13 protein-coding genes are annotated in these 15,467 nt (G+C 69.9%); 9 read left to right on the top strand and 4 right to left on the bottom strand.

Annotated features, from left to right (window positions below; translation table 11 throughout):
• Positions 1-49: 49 nt before the first annotated feature.
• Complete coding sequence (locus EDD92_RS14530) at positions 50-3,046, bottom strand: bifunctional [glutamine synthetase] adenylyltransferase/[glutamine synthetase]-adenylyl-L-tyrosine phosphorylase (protein ID WP_123964702.1); 2,997 nt, start codon at positions 3,044-3,046, stop codon at positions 50-52.
• A 182-nt stretch (positions 3,047-3,228) separates the two neighbouring features.
• Between EDD92_RS14530 and EDD92_RS14535 the strand changes: the two genes are divergently transcribed.
• The 3 genes from EDD92_RS14535 to EDD92_RS14545 all read left to right on the top strand — a co-directional run bounded on the left by EDD92_RS14535 (position 3,229) and on the right by EDD92_RS14545 (position 4,497).
• The gene (locus EDD92_RS14535) at positions 3,229-3,741 is read left to right on the top strand and encodes a pyridoxamine 5'-phosphate oxidase family protein (RefSeq protein ID WP_123964703.1); all 513 of its coding nucleotides are present in this window, start codon (positions 3,229-3,231) and stop codon (positions 3,739-3,741) included.
• 34 nt (positions 3,742-3,775) lie between these two features.
• Entirely contained in the window at positions 3,776-4,216 is a 441-nt protein-coding gene (locus EDD92_RS14540) for a VOC family protein (protein ID WP_123964704.1), read from the top strand.
• Between the two features lie 92 nt (positions 4,217-4,308).
• Entirely contained in the window at positions 4,309-4,497 is a 189-nt protein-coding gene (locus tag EDD92_RS14545) for a hypothetical protein (RefSeq protein ID WP_123964705.1), read from the top strand.
• Between the two features lie 124 nt (positions 4,498-4,621).
• Here EDD92_RS14545 and EDD92_RS14550 read toward each other — a convergent pair whose 3' ends face one another.
• Positions 4,622-5,074: a hypothetical protein gene (locus tag EDD92_RS14550; protein ID WP_123964706.1), complete on the bottom strand. Its 453-nt coding sequence runs from the start codon at positions 5,072-5,074 to the stop codon at positions 4,622-4,624.
• Between the two features lie 263 nt (positions 5,075-5,337).
• The gene (locus EDD92_RS14555) at positions 5,338-6,699 is read right to left on the bottom strand and encodes a glutamine synthetase family protein (protein WP_099934097.1); all 1,362 of its coding nucleotides are present in this window, start codon (positions 6,697-6,699) and stop codon (positions 5,338-5,340) included.
• Positions 6,700-7,053: 354 nt separating this feature from the next.
• On the opposite strand from EDD92_RS14555, the gene EDD92_RS14560 reads away from it, so the two are divergent.
• The 6 genes from EDD92_RS14560 to EDD92_RS14585 all read left to right on the top strand — a co-directional run bounded on the left by EDD92_RS14560 (position 7,054) and on the right by EDD92_RS14585 (position 14,054).
• Positions 7,054-7,728 (top strand): DUF3105 domain-containing protein, encoded by a 675-nt coding sequence (locus EDD92_RS14560; protein ID WP_123964707.1) that lies wholly within the window; start codon positions 7,054-7,056, stop codon positions 7,726-7,728.
• A 1-nt stretch (position 7,729) separates the two neighbouring features.
• Positions 7,730-8,362, top strand: coding sequence for a DUF305 domain-containing protein (locus EDD92_RS14565; RefSeq protein WP_123964708.1), 633 nt, complete (start codon positions 7,730-7,732; stop codon positions 8,360-8,362).
• A gap of 213 nt (positions 8,363-8,575) precedes the next feature.
• Positions 8,576-10,516 carry a protease pro-enzyme activation domain-containing protein gene (locus EDD92_RS14570; protein ID WP_123964709.1) on the top strand — a complete coding sequence of 647 codons (1,941 nt, stop codon included), beginning with the start codon at positions 8,576-8,578 and terminating at the stop codon, positions 10,514-10,516.
• A gap of 126 nt (positions 10,517-10,642) precedes the next feature.
• The gene (locus tag EDD92_RS14575; protein WP_260326531.1) at positions 10,643-12,679 is read left to right on the top strand and encodes an NAD(+) synthase; all 2,037 of its coding nucleotides are present in this window, start codon (positions 10,643-10,645) and stop codon (positions 12,677-12,679) included.
• Between the two features lie 450 nt (positions 12,680-13,129).
• Positions 13,130-13,357 (top strand): hypothetical protein, encoded by a 228-nt coding sequence (locus EDD92_RS14580; protein ID WP_123964710.1) that lies wholly within the window; start codon positions 13,130-13,132, stop codon positions 13,355-13,357.
• Between the two features lie 10 nt (positions 13,358-13,367).
• On the top strand, positions 13,368-14,054 hold the full coding sequence (locus EDD92_RS14585; RefSeq protein WP_123964711.1) for a hypothetical protein: 687 nt from the start codon (positions 13,368-13,370) through the stop codon (positions 14,052-14,054).
• Between the two features lie 127 nt (positions 14,055-14,181).
• Here EDD92_RS14585 and EDD92_RS14590 read toward each other — a convergent pair whose 3' ends face one another.
• Positions 14,182-15,402, bottom strand: coding sequence for an MFS transporter (locus EDD92_RS14590; RefSeq protein WP_123964712.1), 1,221 nt, complete (start codon positions 15,400-15,402; stop codon positions 14,182-14,184).
• Positions 15,403-15,467 lie beyond the last annotated feature (65 nt).

Below are 15,467 nucleotides of genomic sequence, written 5' to 3' on the forward strand. Positions count from 1 at the left end.
CATCGGCTCCGCCGCGGGGCGCGTCCCGCCACAGACAACCCGCAGCCGATTAGGCACCGTAGAACAGCGCCTCCACCACCGCCCGAGCCCGACGGGCCGTACGGCGATAACCGTCCAGCATGTCCCCCACATGCCCGTCCCCATACCCCAGGTACCGCCCCACGGCGGCCAGTTCACGCCCGTCCGACGGGAAGGTGTCCCCCGCGCGGCCGCGCACCAGCATCACCGCGTTGCGCACGCGCGTGGCCAGGACCCACGCCTCGTCCAGGATGGACGCGTCCTCGACCGAGATCAGCTCGGCCGCGGCGGCCGCCGCGAGCGCCTCCCGGGTACGGGTCGTGCGCAGGCCCGGCTCGGCCCAGCCGTGCTGCAGCTGCAGCAACTGCACGGTCCATTCGACGTCGGACAGGCCGCCGGGCCCGAGCTTGGTGTGCAGCTTGGGGTCGGCGCCGCGGGGCATCCGCTCGGACTCCATGCGGGCCTTCAGGCGGCGGATCTCCCGTATGGCGTCGTCCCCGAGCCCCTCCGCCGGATACCGCAGCGGATCGATCAGCTCGATGAAGGACCGCCCCAGCTCCTCGTCCCCGGCGACCGGCTCGGCCCGCAGCAACGCCTGCGACTCCCAGACCAGGGACCAGCGGCGGTAGTAGGCCTCGTACGACTTCAGTGTCCGTACCAGCGGCCCGGACTTGCCCTCGGGCCGCAGGTCCGCGTCGATCAGCAGCGGCGGGTCCGCGCTCGGGATCTGCAGCAGCCGCCGCATCTCGGAGACGACCTTGTTCGCCGCCTCGGAGGCCTCCTGCTCGGCCACGCCCTCCCACGGCTCGTGCACGAAGATCACGTCGGCGTCGGAGCCGTAGCCCAGCTCGTGCCCCCCGAAGCGGCCCATGCCGATGACTGCGAACCGGGTCGGCAGCGTGTCGCCCCAGCCCTCCCGCACCACCGCACGCAGCGTCCCGGCGAGCGTCGCCGCCGTCAGGTCGGACACCGCGCCGCCGACCAGGTCCACCAGCGCGCCCTGGTCGGCCTCGGCCGGCTGGGTCTCGGTGCCGTAGGAGCCGACGATGTCGACCGCGGCCGTACGGAACAGTTCGCGGCGGCGGACGCCGCGGGCCGCGGTGACCGCCTGCTGCGCGTTCTCCGCGCGGCCGACGGCGGCGAGGATCTCCTGCTCCAGCTGGGCGCGCTCGCGCGGCTCCAGCCCCCCGCCGTCGCCGTCGCCGAGCAGGGCCACCGCCTCCGGGGCGCGCATCAGCAGGTCGGGGGCGAGGCGCCCGGCGGACAGCACGCGTGCGAGGTTCTCGGCCGCGGCGCCCTCGTCCCGCAGCAGCCGCAGATACCAGGGGGTCTTGCCGAGCGCGTCGGAGACCTTGCGGAAGTTGAGCAGGCCCGCGTCCGGGTCGGCGGAGTCCGCGAACCAGCCCAGCAGCACGGGCAGCAGGGTCCGCTGGATGGCGGCCTTTCTCGTCACCCCGGAGGCCAGCGCCTCCAGGTGGCGCAGGGCGGCGGCCGGGTCGCCGTACCCGAGCGCGACCAGCCGCTCCCTGGCGGCCTCCGGGCTCAACCGGGCCTCGCCGGGGGCGAGTTGGGCGACCGCGTCGAGCAAGGGGCGGTAGAAGAGCTTCTCGTGCAGACGCCGTACGACGGCCGCGTGCCGCCGCCATTCACGGTTGAGCTCAGCGACCGGGTCGACGCGCAGGCCCAGGGACCGCCCGATGCGGCGCTGGTCCGCCTCGTCCTCGGGGACGAGATGGGTGCGGCGCAGGCGGTAGAGCTGGATGCGGTGCTCCATGGAGCGCAGGAAGCGGTAGGCGTCGTCGAGCTGCACGGCGTCGGCCCGCCCCACGTACCCGCCGGCCGCCAGCGCCTGCAGCGCGTCCAGGGTGGTGCCGCTGCGCAGCGCCGCGTCCGCCCGCCCGTGCACCAACTGCAGCAACTGCACGGCGAATTCGACGTCCCTGAGGCCTCCGGGGCCGAGTTTCAGTTCGCGGTCGACCTCGGCGGCGGGGATGTTCTCGACGACCCGGCGGCGCATCTTCTGGACGTCGACGACGAAGTTCTCCCGCTCGGCGGCCTTCCAGACGAGGGGTTCGAGGGCGGCGACGTACTCCTCGCCGAGCTCGATGTCGCCGGCCACCGGGCGGGCCTTGAGCAGCGCCTGGAACTCCCAGGTCTTGGCCCAGCGCTGGTAGTAGGCGAGGTGGCTGGAGAGGGTGCGCACCAGCGGGCCGTTTCTGCCCTCGGGGCGCAGATTGGCGTCGACCGGCCAGATGGACCCCTCCACCGTCGTCTCGGAACAGATCCGCATCATGTGCGAGGCGAGCTTGGTGGCGGAGCGCAGGGCCTTGCCCTCGTCGGCCCCGTCGACGGCTTCGCCCACGAAGATCACATCGACGTCGGAGACGTAGTTGAGCTCATGGCCGCCGCACTTGCCCATCGCGATGACCGCGAGCCGGCACAGCGCGGCGTCCTCGGGCGCGGCGGCGCGGGCGATGGCGAGGGCGGCGCGCAGGGTGGCGGTGGCGAGGTCGGCGAGTTCGGCGGCGGTCTCGGCGAGGTCGATGGTGCCGCACACGTCGCGGGCGGCGATGGACAGCAGACAGCGGCGGTAGGCGACACGCAGCAAGACGGGGTCGGTGGCCTCCGCGAGGCCCCGCTCGAACTCCTCCACCCCCGGGTGCAGGTCCCGCGGCTCGTAGGTGACCAGCGCCTCCCAGTCGCGCGGGTGCCGGGCCAGATGGTCGGCGAGCGCGGCGGACGCACCGAGCACGCCGAGCAGCCGGTCGCGCAGCGGCTTGGCCGCTATCAGCGTGTCGAGCAGCTCGCGGCGCGCGGTGGGCCCCGGCTGGGCCTCGAGGAGCCGTACCAGACCGAGCAGCGCCAGGTCCGGGTCGGCGGTCGCACCCAGCGCGTCGAGCAGCACCGGGTCGTCCCGCACGGGCATGAGCTCGACGCTGTCCAGCAGCCGCTCGGCGGCGGAGGGATCGGTGAAACCGTGCCGCAGCAGCCGCGTGAAGGTACTGCTCCTGCGCCCGGGCACCGTCATCCCCGTCCTCCTGTCGGATCAAGGTCGTACTGGCCCGAGCCTAACCGCAGACACTGACACAAGCGCCGGGGCGGGACGACCGATGAGTTCCCCCGGCTGACGCGGTCTTCTCTTCGCAAGGACTTCGCAGGGACTTCGCAGGGATTCCTGCACGGATTCTCCGGTACGAGGAGTGGCAGCCCATGACGGACAACGACCCGCACACCCGTCTCGACCCCCTGTACAGCGACCCGCAGGCCACCGCGACCGCCTGGTCCGAGGCCGAGGCGCTGCTCGCGGAGGCCGAGCTGTTCTGGATCTCGACCGTGCGGCCGGACGGACGGCCGCATGTGACACCGCTGCCCGGGGTCTGGGCGGACGGCGCGCTGCACTTCTGCACGGGGCCCGAGGAGCGCAAGGCGAAGAACCTCGCGGGCAATCCGCAGGTCGTGCTGACGACCGGCAGCAACAGCTGGAACAAGGGGTACGACCTGGTCGTGGAGGGCGAGGCGGTGCGCGTGGCCGACGAGGACCGGCTGCGCGAGCTGGCCGCCGCGTGGGAGGCCAAGTACGGCAGCTTCTGGCACTTCGAGGTACGGGACGGGGCGTTCCACCACGGTGGCGGGCCTGCGTTCGTATTCTCTGTGGCGCCCCGCACCGTTTTCGGCTTCGGTAAGGGGGAGCCGTTCAGCCAGACGCGGTGGCGATTCGAGTGACGTACGACCGACACAACGACAAGGGAGTCGCTCCATGGAGATGAGCCTCGAAGTGATCCTGCTGCCGGTCTCGGACGTGGACCGGGCCAAGGAGTTCTACCGGGACAAGGTCGGTTTCCATGTGGACCTCGACGGCGAGGTGATGGAGGGGGTGCGGATCGTGCAGCTCACCCCGCCCGGGTCGGGGTGTTCGATCGCGCTGGTCGACGGGCTGCAGGTGCCGACCGGCACGCCGCAGCCGGGGACGTACCACGGGATGCAGCTGTGTGTGACGGACGCGAAGGCGGCGTACGACGAGCTGACGGCGCGCGGGCTGGAGGTCACCGAGCCGCAGCAGTTCGCCCCGCAGGACGGCGCCACCTTCATGTACTTCAAGGACCCGGACGGCAACGGCTGGGCCATCCAGGAGTACCGGCGCCGGGAGACGGAGCCCCTGCACAAGGTGCTGGCCGACCTGGCCGCCCAGCGGCAGTAGGGCCTGACGGGCCGGGGTGTCGACGACGCCCCAAAGGGCTAGGGCGAAATGGACATAACAGAAGAAAGGTGGTAGCCGCGATGATGCAACGTGTGAGACGGGTCGTCGCGGCCGCGGCCCTCGTAGCAGCCGGTCTCCTCGGCGCCTCCGCGCAGGCCTTCGCCACCCCGTCGCCTCCGACCAACGGCGGGAACGGCGCGGGACAGAGCGGGCAGTGCACCGGACCGGCCTCCGAACGTCCGCCCTCCTGCCAGAGCCCCGGCGGAGTGAACCAGCACTAGCCGACGCCCAGCACTACCCCCAAGGGCCCCGGGATCCGATCCCAGGGCCATCATCCTGCCCACCCGCCGACGGACCGGCCCGACCCGCGCGACCTGCGCCCACAGCACCGGCAGGTTTCGGCAGTCACCGGCAGAGCATCCATCCCGGGCGGTCGGGGTCGGGGTGGCAGGTCAGCGTGGCGGTGACGGCATCCTCGTCGACGACGGCGCCGCCCTCGGACTGGGTGTCGCTCACTGTCACCTGGGTCTGTTCACCATCGGCGACCTCGCCCAGCTTGGTCAGGGGGATCACGACCGTCTGCTCCCCGCCGCTGGTGGCGGTGAACGACAGAGTGCCCGCGTCCACCTCCACGCCGCCGGCGACGGCGTTCGCAACGAAGGTGTCCTGGGCCCCGGGGACGAGGCTCCAGGTCACTTTGATGCTCGCTCCCTGCGTGACGGGGCCGGTCGGTGTGTTGAGCGTGCCGACCGATTGGGCGGCGGCGGGTGGTGCGCAGACCAGTACGCCGGCCACCGCCAGCGTCAGGGCGCCGAGTACCGCCGCACCTCTGCGGCGGCGGATCGTGACGGCGTTCATGACAGCCTCCTGGGGCGGCTACGGCCCCGGGACGGTACCCGACACCCAAGAGCCCCGACACGTTCAGGTATCCCGCGCGACACGACAGCGCGAGAAGGCGCGCGGGGGCCGCGCACGGGTGCACACCGCTCCGCCGAGGAGGCCATGTGCGCCGGGCGCCGGAGGCACCGACGGCCCAGAGCCGGAAAGACGCCATGGGGCCGACGGTCCATGACCGTCGGCCCCCTCCGCCGAATCGGCGGTAAACCCGCTCTGACCTGCGCCTACAGCACCGGCAGGTTCTTCCGCAGCTCGAACGCCGTGACCTCGCTGCGGTACTCCTCCCACTCCTGGCGCTTGTTGCGCAGGAAGAAGTCGAAGACGTGCTCGCCCAGGGTCTCGGCGACCAGGTCGCTGCGCTCCATCAGGGTGAGCGCCTCGCCCAGGTTCTGCGGGAGGGGCTCGATGCCCATCGCGCGGCGCTCGGCGTCCGAGAGGGCCCAGACGTCGTCCTCGGCGCCCGGCGGGAGCTCGTAGCCCTCCTCGATGCCCTTCAGGCCGGCGGCCAGCAGCACCGCGTACGCCAGGTACGGGTTGGCCCCGGAGTCCAGGGAACGGACCTCGACCCGGGCGGAGCCCGTCTTGCCGGGCTTGTACATCGGGACGCGGACCAGGGCCGAGCGGTTGTTGTGGCCCCAGCAGATGTAGGAGGGGGCCTCGCCGCCGGCGCCGGCCGTGCGCTCCGAGCCGCCCCAGATGCGCTTGTAGGAGTTCACCCACTGGTTGGTGACCGCGGAGATCTCCGCCGCGTGCTTGAGCAGGCCAGCGATGAAGGAGCGGCCGACCTTGGAGAGCTGGTACTCCGAGCCGGACTCGTAGAACGCGTTCCTGTCGCCCTCGAAGAGGGAGAGGTGCGTGTGCATGCCGCTGCCCGGGTGCTCCGAGAACGGCTTCGGCATGAAGGTCGCCTGGACGCCCTGCTCCAGCGCCACCTGCTTCATGACCAGGCGGAACGTCATGATGTTGTCCGCCGTGGAGAGCGCGTCGGCGTAGCGGAGGTCGATCTCCTGCTGGCCCGGGGCGCCCTCGTGGTGGGAGAACTCGACCGAGATGCCCATCGACTCCAGCATGGTGATCGCCTGGCGGCGGAAGTCCATGCCGATGTTCTGCGGGGTGTGGTCGAAGTAGCCGGAGTTGTCGGCGGGCGTCGGGCGCGTGCCGTCCAGCGGGCGGTCCTTCAGCAGGAAGAACTCGATCTCCGGGTGGGTGTAGAAGGTGAAGCCCAGGTCGGAGCCGCGGGTCAGGGCGCGCTTGAGGACGTAGCGCGGGTCGGCGAAGGACGGGGAGCCGTCCGGCATGAGGATGTCGCAGAACATGCGGGCGGTGCCGGGGGCCTCGGCGCGCCAGGGCAGGATCTGGAAGGTCGACGGGTCCGGCTTGGCGATCATGTCGGACTCGTATACGCGAGCGAAGCCCTCGATCGCCGAGCCGTCGAAGCCGATGCCCTCGTCGAAGGCCTGTTCCAGCTCGGCGGGGGCCACGGCGACGGACTTGAGGAAGCCCAGCACGTCCGTGAACCACAGCCGTACGAAACGGATGTCGCGCTCCTCCAACGTCCGGAGCACGAACTCCTGCTGCTTGTCCATCTTCCGCTTCCCCATCCTTGCTGGTCAGGCCGCCTGTCTCCGTGTCCCGCAGGAGGCGGTCGGGCACCTGAGCATCACACCACAACAGCATTTCGTCCGCGTTGCCGACCATGATCGGCCGGGCGACCCCGGTCTGAACGCCTCACCAACGGCGGGTGTACTGCTCACCGCCCATCTTGCCTGCTCGGACCGACATCCGTAATGGGAGGCCCGGCAGAAGGTAATGAGCGCCTCCGCAGGACCCGGCTTTCCCTTGCCCCGTCTGCAAAACGTCACCGGTCTCCCACTACGATCAGGCGACCCGACCGACGTTTTTTCCCACTCCCCACCCGATTCCCCCAGAAGGACACTGCGATGGCCACCGCCAAGAAGAGCAGCAGCGCGGCACGCAAGGCTCGAATAGAGGAGATGCGGCGTGCCGAGCAGGCCCGCGAGCGGCGCAACCGGATCCTCACGATCGGCGCGAGCGTGCTGGTCGTCGCCGCTCTGGTGGTCGGCGGTGTCTTCATCGTGAAGTCGCAGGACAGCAAGAAGAGCGACACGGCGAGCGACACGAAGTCCTCGGGCGACGGCAAGGGGCACTTCGTCACCGGCAAGGACGGGGTACGGACCTGGACGGGCAAGCTGGCCCGCACCCATGTCACCGGGACCGTCAGCTACCCGATGCACCCGCCGGTCGGCGGCAACCACAACCTGGCGTGGCTCAACTGCAACGGCGACGTCTACACCAAGGCCGTGCACGACGAGAACGCCGTGCACGCCCTGGAGCACGGCGCCGTCTGGGTGACGTACACCGACAAGGCGAAGAAGTCCGACGTGGACAAGCTGGCGGCGAAGGTGAAGCAGACGCCGTACTCGCTGATGAGCCCGTACCAGGACCAGAGCTCCCCGATCGAGCTGTCGGCGTGGGGGCACCAGCTGAGCGTGACGAGCGCGGACGACCCGAAGGTCGCCAAGTTCTTCGAGACGTATGTGCAGGGCAAGCAGACACCGGAGCCGGGTGCTTCGTGCACCGGCGGGACGATGTGACGTGAAGAAGCACATCGGCTGGATCGCGGGGGCAGCGGCGGCCGCGCTCGTCGCCGCGGGCGCGATCACCTACGCGGTCGCAGAGGACGGCGGCACGGCCACGGGCGCGAGCACGCCGTCCGCCGGCTCCGCGGACGCCGGGTTCGCTCGGGACATGGCGGTGCATCACCAGCAGGCCGTCGAGATGTCGTACATCGTGCGCGACCGCACGAAGAACGCGGAGGTGCGGCAGCTCGCCTACGACATCGCGCAGACGCAGGCCAACCAGCGCGGCATGCTGCTGGGCTGGCTGGATCTGTGGGGGCTGCCGAAGGTGTCGGCGGATCCGCCGATGACCTGGATGGGCATGGGCGACATGGCCTCCGGCAAGGACGGCGCGCTGATGCCGGGCATGGCGACCAACACGGAGCTGAAGAAGCTCGGCACGCTCAGCGGCAAGCAGGCCGAGGTCTTCTATCTGCAGTTGATGACGGACCATCACAAGGGCGGCATCCACATGGCCGAGGGCTGTGTCGCCAAGTGCAGGGTCGGCGTGGAGAAGAGTCTCGCGCAGGGCATGGTCGACGCTCAGCAGTCGGAGATCAAGCTGATGTCGGACATGCTCAAGGAGCGCGGGGCGAAAGCGCGTTCATAACCCTCCAGGGGGAACGAAAGCCTCAAATCGCCCCAGATGACGGTTCCTTGGGTTTCTCTTGGCTTTCACATTCCCCTGGCATGAACGGTTCATCGAAAGAGTGACCCCCATCGCTTGATCCAATGCCCGCGCCTCCGCCGCGGAGCGGGTTGTCTACGCGGATCACAGCGACGACCGACCACACATGCGAAGAACCGCATCGCAGGGGGTTCCATGAGATCCAACCGCGCCAAACTGCGCACCGTGAGCATGGCAGCAACACTGCCCATGATCGCCGGTGCGCTGGCGCTCGGCATACCCGCGGCGCACGCCGCGGACAACCCCGGCCGGGACGCACTCGCGGGCACCAAGCCCGCGTGGGCGACGGCCAGGGCGGACAAGGGAGCCACGTCCGACAGCTCCCGGGTCTCCGCCCGGGTCTATTTCGCGGGCAAGGACGCCGCGGGCCTCGCCGCCTACGCGAAGTCCGTGTCCGACCCGAGCTCGGCGTCGTACGGCAAGTACCTGAGCGCCAAGCAGGCACAGGCCCGCTACGGCGCGACCAAGGCCCAGGTGGCCGCGGTCAAGTCGTGGCTGAGGTCCGCGGGCCTGAAGGTCACGGGCGTCACGCAGCACTACGTCTCCGTCACCGGTGACGTGGCCGCCGCCGAGAAGGCGTTCGGCACCCAGCTGCACAACTACACCAAGGGTTCGAAGACCTACCGTGCCCCGGCGAAGGCCGCCTCCGTCCCGGAGAGCCTGAAGGGCGCCGTCCTGACCGTCACCGGCCTGGACAACGCGCCGCACAAGTCGACCCACCACGACCAGCTGCCGCCGCCGGAGACCGTGTTCCGCAACTCCGGGCCGTTCTCCTCGTACTACGGCTCGAACATCGCGAGCACGCTGCCCGACGCCTACGGTTCGAAGATCCCGTACGCGATCAAGGGCTACACCGGCAAGCAGCTGCGCGCCGCCTACGGTGCGGGCAGCTACACCGGCAAGGGTGTCCGGATCGCCATCACGGACGCGTACGCCTCGCCGTCCATCGCGTTCGACGCGCAGACGTACGCCGGCAAGCACGGCGACGCCAAGTGGACGACCGGGCAGCTGCACCAGGTCCTGCCGAAGAAGTACACGAACACCAAGGACTGCTCCGCCGCCGGCTGGTACGGCGAGGAGACCCTGGACGTCGAGGCCGTGCACGCGGTCGCGCCGGCCGCGGACGTCACCTATGTGGGCGCCGCGTCGTGCATGGACAACGACCTGCTGGACTCGCTGAGCAAGGTGGTGGACAACCACCTCGCCGACATCGTCTCCAACTCGTGGGGCGACATCGAGGCCAACCAGACGCCGGACCTCGCGGCCGCCTACGACCAGGTGTTCCAGTTCGGCGCGGTCGAGGGCATCGGCTTCTACTTCTCCTCCGGTGACAACGGCGACGAGGTCGCCAACACCGGTACGAAGCAGGTCGACACCCCGGCCAACTCGGCCTGGGTGACGGCGGTCGGCGGTACCTCGCTGGCGGTCGGCAAGAGCAACAACTACCAGTGGGAAACCGGCTGGGGCACCGAGAAGGCCGTGCTGTCCGCGGACGGCAAGAGCTGGACCAACTTCCCCGGCGCGTTCACCTCGGGTGCGGGTGGCGGCACCAGCAAGACGGTCGCCGAGCCCTTCTACCAGAAGGGCGTCGTCCCGGACGCGCTCGCCAAGGCCAACAGCGCCGACGGCAACCGTGTCGTCCCGGACATCGCGGCGATCGCCGACCCGAACACCGGCTTCCTGGTAGGCCAGACCCAGACCCTGCCGGACGGGAAGACCCAGGCGTACGACGAGTACCGCATCGGCGGCACCTCGCTCGCCGCTCCGGTCATCGCGGCCGTCCAGGCACTGGCCCAGGAGGCGCACGGCGGCAAGGCGCTCGGTTTCGCCAACCCGGAGATCTACGCCCGGTACGGCAAGAGCGTGTTCCACGACGTGACCGACCACCCGACGGGCTCCGGCCTGGCGGAGGCGCGCGTGGACTTCGTCAACGGGTATGACGCCACCGGTGGTCTGACCACCTCGGTCCGCAGCCTCGGCAAGGACAGCTCGCTGTCCGCGGTCAAGGGCTACGACGACGTCACCGGCGTGGGCTCGCCCGCGAACGGCTACGTCGACTCGTACCGCAAGCACTGAGGCACTGCCGGTAACGGCACCCTGAGGGGGTGCGGGACGATCACGTCCCGCACCCCTTCGCCATGCGCAGGCCGGCGCACAGCCCCGCCACCACATCGCGTCGCTCTGACGATTACACTGGCGCCTGTGCCTGAATTGAACTTCTGGTCGATCTATCAGCACGGCTTCGCACGCGTCGCAGCGTGTACGGGTCACACCGTCATCGCCGACCCGCATGCCAACGCCGAAGCGGTCCTGCGCCATGCCCGCCGGTGCGCCGAGGAGGGGGTCGCCGTCGCCGTCTTCCCGGAGATGGTGCTGTGCGGCTACTCCATCGAGGACCTCCTGCTGCAGGACGCACTGCTCGACCAGGTCGAGCAGGCGCTCGGGGAGGTGGTGGCCGGCTCGGCGGAGCTGCTGCCGATGCTGGTCGTCGGTGCCCCGCTGCGCCACCGCAACCGGGTCTACAACTGCGCGGTGATCGTGCACCGCGGCCGTGTCCTCGGTGTGGTGCCCAAGTCGTACCCGCCGTACTACCGGGAGTTCTACGAGCGCCGGCAGATCGCCGACGGCGCCGACGAGCGCGGCGGGTCGATCCGGGTCGGCGGCGAGTCCGTGCCGTTCGGCGTGGATCTGCTGTTCGCGGCGGACGACGTCCCCGGTCTGGTGCTGCACGCGGAGATCTGCGAGGACATGTGGGTGCCGGTACCGCCCAGCGCGGAGGCGGCACTCGCCGGTGCGACCGTCCTGGTCAACCTCTCCGGCAGTCCGATCACGGTCGGACGGGCCGAGGACCGCAAGCTGCTGTGCCGCTCGGCGTCCTCGCGCTGCCTCGCCGCGTACGTCTACGCGGCCGCCGGGCTCGGCGAGTCGACCACCGACCTGTCCTGGGACGGCCAGGCCATGGTCTACGAGAACGGTGCGCTGCTGGCCGAGACCGAGCGGTTCCCGCTCGGCGACGAGTACGCGATCGCCGACGTCGACCTCGACCTGCTGCGGCAGGAGCGGCAGCGGATGGGCACGTTCGACGACAACCGCCGTACGCACCGGGCGCGGACCGGTGACTTCCGGACGGTCGGCTTCGAACTCGCCCCGCCGCTCGGCGACTTGGGGCTGCGCCGCCGCCTGGAGCGCTTCCCGTTCGTGCCGGCCGACGCCGAGCGGCTCGCCCTGGACTGCTACGAGGCGTACAACATCCAGGTCGAGGGCCTCCAGCAGCGCCTCGCCTCGATCGGCGGCCCGAAGGTGGTCATCGGGGTGTCCGGCGGCCTGGACTCCACGCATGCGCTGATCGTCGCCGCGCGGGCGATGGACCGTGCGGGGCGTCCGCGCAGCGACATCCTGGCGTGGACGCTGCCCGGCTTCGCGACCAGCGACCACACCAAGGCCAACGCGCACGCGCTGATGCGCTCTCTGGGGGTCACGGCGGCCGAGCTGGACATCACGCCGACGGCGCGGCTGATGCTGCAGGAGATGGGGCATCCGTTCGCCTCCGGTGAGCCGGTGTACGACGTCACCTTCGAGAACGTGCAGGCGGGCCTGCGCACCGACTACCTGTTCCGGCTCGCCAACCAGCGCGGCGGCATCGTGCTCGGCACCGGTGATCTGTCGGAGCTGGCGCTCGGCTGGTCCACGTACGGCGTGGGCGACCAGATGAGCCACTACAACGTCAACTCGGGCGTGCCGAAGACGCTGATGCAGCATCTGATCCGGTGGGTCATCAGCAGCGGGCAGTTCGACGAGGAGACGGCGAAGATCCTGGCCGCGATCCTCGACACCGAGATCAGCCCGGAGCTGGTGCCGGGTGAGGAGATGCAGTCGACCGAGTCGAAGATCGGGCCGTACGCGCTGCACGACTTCACGCTGTTCCACGTGCTGCGGTACGGGTTCCGGCCGTCGAAGATCGCCTTCCTGGCCTGGCACGCCTGGCACGACTCGGACGCGGGCGGCTGGCCGCCCGGCTTCCCCGACGCCAAGCGGGTCGCGTACGACCTGCCGGAGATCCGGCAGTGGCTGGAGGTCTTCTGCCGCCGCTTCTTCGCGTTCGCGCAGTTCAAACGGTCGGCGATGCCGAACGGGCCGAAGGTTTCGGCGGGGGGTTCGCTGTCGCCGCGGGGGGACTGGCGGGCGCCTTCGGACAGCTCGGCTACGGCTTGGTTGCGGGATCTTTCCCGCTTCGACTAGTGCCGCATCAGACAACGTTCACCCTGCGGCGACGTGTGGCCCGCTGCCCTCCTGGCTACTGTGATCCCCGATCCCCGGGCAGCGAATCCAATGTCGTCCAGATCCTGACTGCCGTGGCAGGTGCTGCCACGGTTCCGGGTGGGGGTTCTTGCTAAGCGATCACCATGCTCTGTGGCAGTTGTTGATCCATATCGTGGTAGCCAAGGAACAGCCCTGGACCACGGCAAACAGCGTGCGCTTCTCGCCCTGTCATCCCGACCACGTCAGGGACTTCGATACTTGTCGGCCTGTCACCCGTCCCCGCACCTTACGGGCGACCGCGTCGCAGCAGCGAGGCTTCCGCGCCACGAAAAAACGGCGTCCCACATCCCCGCACGGCCGCCGCTGCCAGGCATCCAGCGAGGCGAGTGGGCCGGGCTGCCCGGGAACAAGTTCACCACCTTCTCCAACGTGTCCCCAAATGACTTCGCCCGGATCGCGGAGATGGCCATCGCCGATCCGGACGTAGTGCTGCACATCAACATGACAGGACTGGTCCAACGCGGAGGCTTCATGGCGGCTGCCCAGCGCGGCCTGACGGGCGGTCTGTCCGGAGCAGCTGCCACGGACTACGAGATGTCCATGATCGGAGAACTTCCCCCCGTGAAAGGTTCGATCATCGGCTACTGCCACTGCTGAGAAGTCGGATATGGGTACCTACCGGGAGGACCTGTACCCGGACGTGACCGCTTCGGGTGGTCTTGGACCGGCCATGAAAGCGGCGGCGAAGCTGCGCGGATGCGACATCGGGCTACCGCCTTGGGAATCCGACGTCATCAGTATTGAGACGGCAAGGGGCTTCCTGTCGGTTCATACTGCGACCGAGGAGCGTCTGTTCCGGGTGCGGGTCGAAATTATCGGGTTTGCCGAAGGGGTTCCCGGGTTCGCCTGGGAGATCGGCTCGACGGACGACCTCGGATTGCTCGTCGAGGCGGTCGCTGCATGGCGGGAAGGCATGCCACTCGACGAGTTGAAGGCGAGATTCGGGTTCCTGGAGCTCGATGAATTCGCCAGAGCACTCGAAAGCGGAGAGCCTGTCTCTTTGCAGTGGTCCGGCCTCCTGTCGTCCGACTTCCACCGGAGACAGTGGAACCTTCTGCGTCGCCTCCGTACGGATGAGGTGCTGAGGAACATGTTCCCATCGATCACGCACGGTGCAGTCCGCCTGCGGGTGAGTCCGTTTCCGTTGGACGGAACGAACCGTCAGGTCTTGGTGCACGAGCCGGAAGGGGACCGTTACGAGGTCATTCGCCCAGGGATGCCCGGGGCCGCCTGGGTCGAGGTTCCGACCGGTGAACTGATCGCCTACCTGCGAGCTGCCTTGGCCGAAGAGTGATCTCGGCAGATCACTGAGGTCGAACCCCGCCAGGCAATCCCTGGCGGGTTTTCCTTCGCAGGGTGGAGCCTCTGGGCGCGGAAGAAGGCAAGGGCACCAGGGAAGAGAACCAGTCGCCCCGCCACCCTCAGCGCTGCAGCGCCTCCGCCTCCTGCGGGACGTGGGAGGCGATCACGCGCTCCCGTCCCCTGGCAGGGACGCGCTGGCGGTCCGCCGCGTAGGCCGCGCCGGCCACCGCAAGGCCCAGTACCGCCAGCCCCGCGCCGGCGAGCGCCGGGGATGTCACACCGAAGCCCGCCGCCAGCGCCAGGCCCCCGATCCACGCTCCCCCGGCGTTCGCCAGGTTGAACGCCGCCTGGTTCGCGGACGACGCCAGGGACGGGGCCGCCGACGCCTTCTCCATGACCATCAGCTGGAGCGGGGAGCCGGTGATGAAGGCCGCCGCGCCCAGCAGGACCACCGCCAGGGCCGCGGTCCACTGTGTCGACATCAGCAGCGGGAACAGGGCCAGCACGCCCGCCAGGGAGACCAGGCCGCCGAACAGCGTCCCCCGCAGGGAGTGGTCCGCCAGGCGGCCGCCCGCCAGGTTGCCCACCGTCGCGCCGACGCCGAACAGCGCCAGCAGCAGCGTCACGCTGGTCTCGGCGTACCCGGCGGCGTCCGTGAGCATCGGCGTGACGTAGCTGTACGCGGCGAACAGCGCGCCGAAGCCGGCGACCGTGGTGCCGAGCGCCAGCCAGACCGGCACGGACCGCAGGGCGGCCAGTTCGCCGCGCAGGCCCGTCGCCGGGGCGGCGTGGGTGTGGTCGTGCGGGATCAGCGCCGCCAGGGAGGCGATCGCGGCCAGTCCGATGACGCTGACGCCGAGGAAGGCGGCCCGCCAGCCGAGGTGCTGCCCGATGAGTGTGGCGGCCGGGACGCCGGCGATATTGGCGATGGTGAGGCCGAGGAACATGAGGGAGACCGAGCGGGCCTTGCGCTCGGGGGCGACCAGGTTCGTCGCCACGACCGCACCGACGCCGAAGAAGGCCCCGTGCGGCAGACCGCTCAGGAAGCGGGCGGCCAGCAGGGAGTCGTAGCCGGGGGCGAACGCCGACAGCGCGTTGCCCGCCACGAACAGGGACATCAGGCCGATCAGCACCGTGCGGCGGGCCATCCGCGCGGTGACCGCGGCCAGCAGCGGGGCGCCGATGACGACGCCCAGCGCGTACGCCGAGACCAGGTGCCCGGCCGTGGGGACGGAGACGTGCAGGTCGTCCGCGACGTCGGGCAGCAGTCCCATCATCACGAACTCGGTGGTGCCTATTCCAAAAGCGCCGACGGCCAGAGCGAGCAGGGCCAGGGGCATGAAGGGGCCTGTTCCTTTCAGATCAAAGGGAGAGCGGAGTCCACAGTTTAAGTTCAACTGCGGAA

The sequence above is a fragment of the Streptomyces sp. TLI_185 genome (assembly GCF_003814765.1).
Classification (GTDB): domain Bacteria; phylum Actinomycetota; class Actinomycetes; order Streptomycetales; family Streptomycetaceae; genus Streptomyces.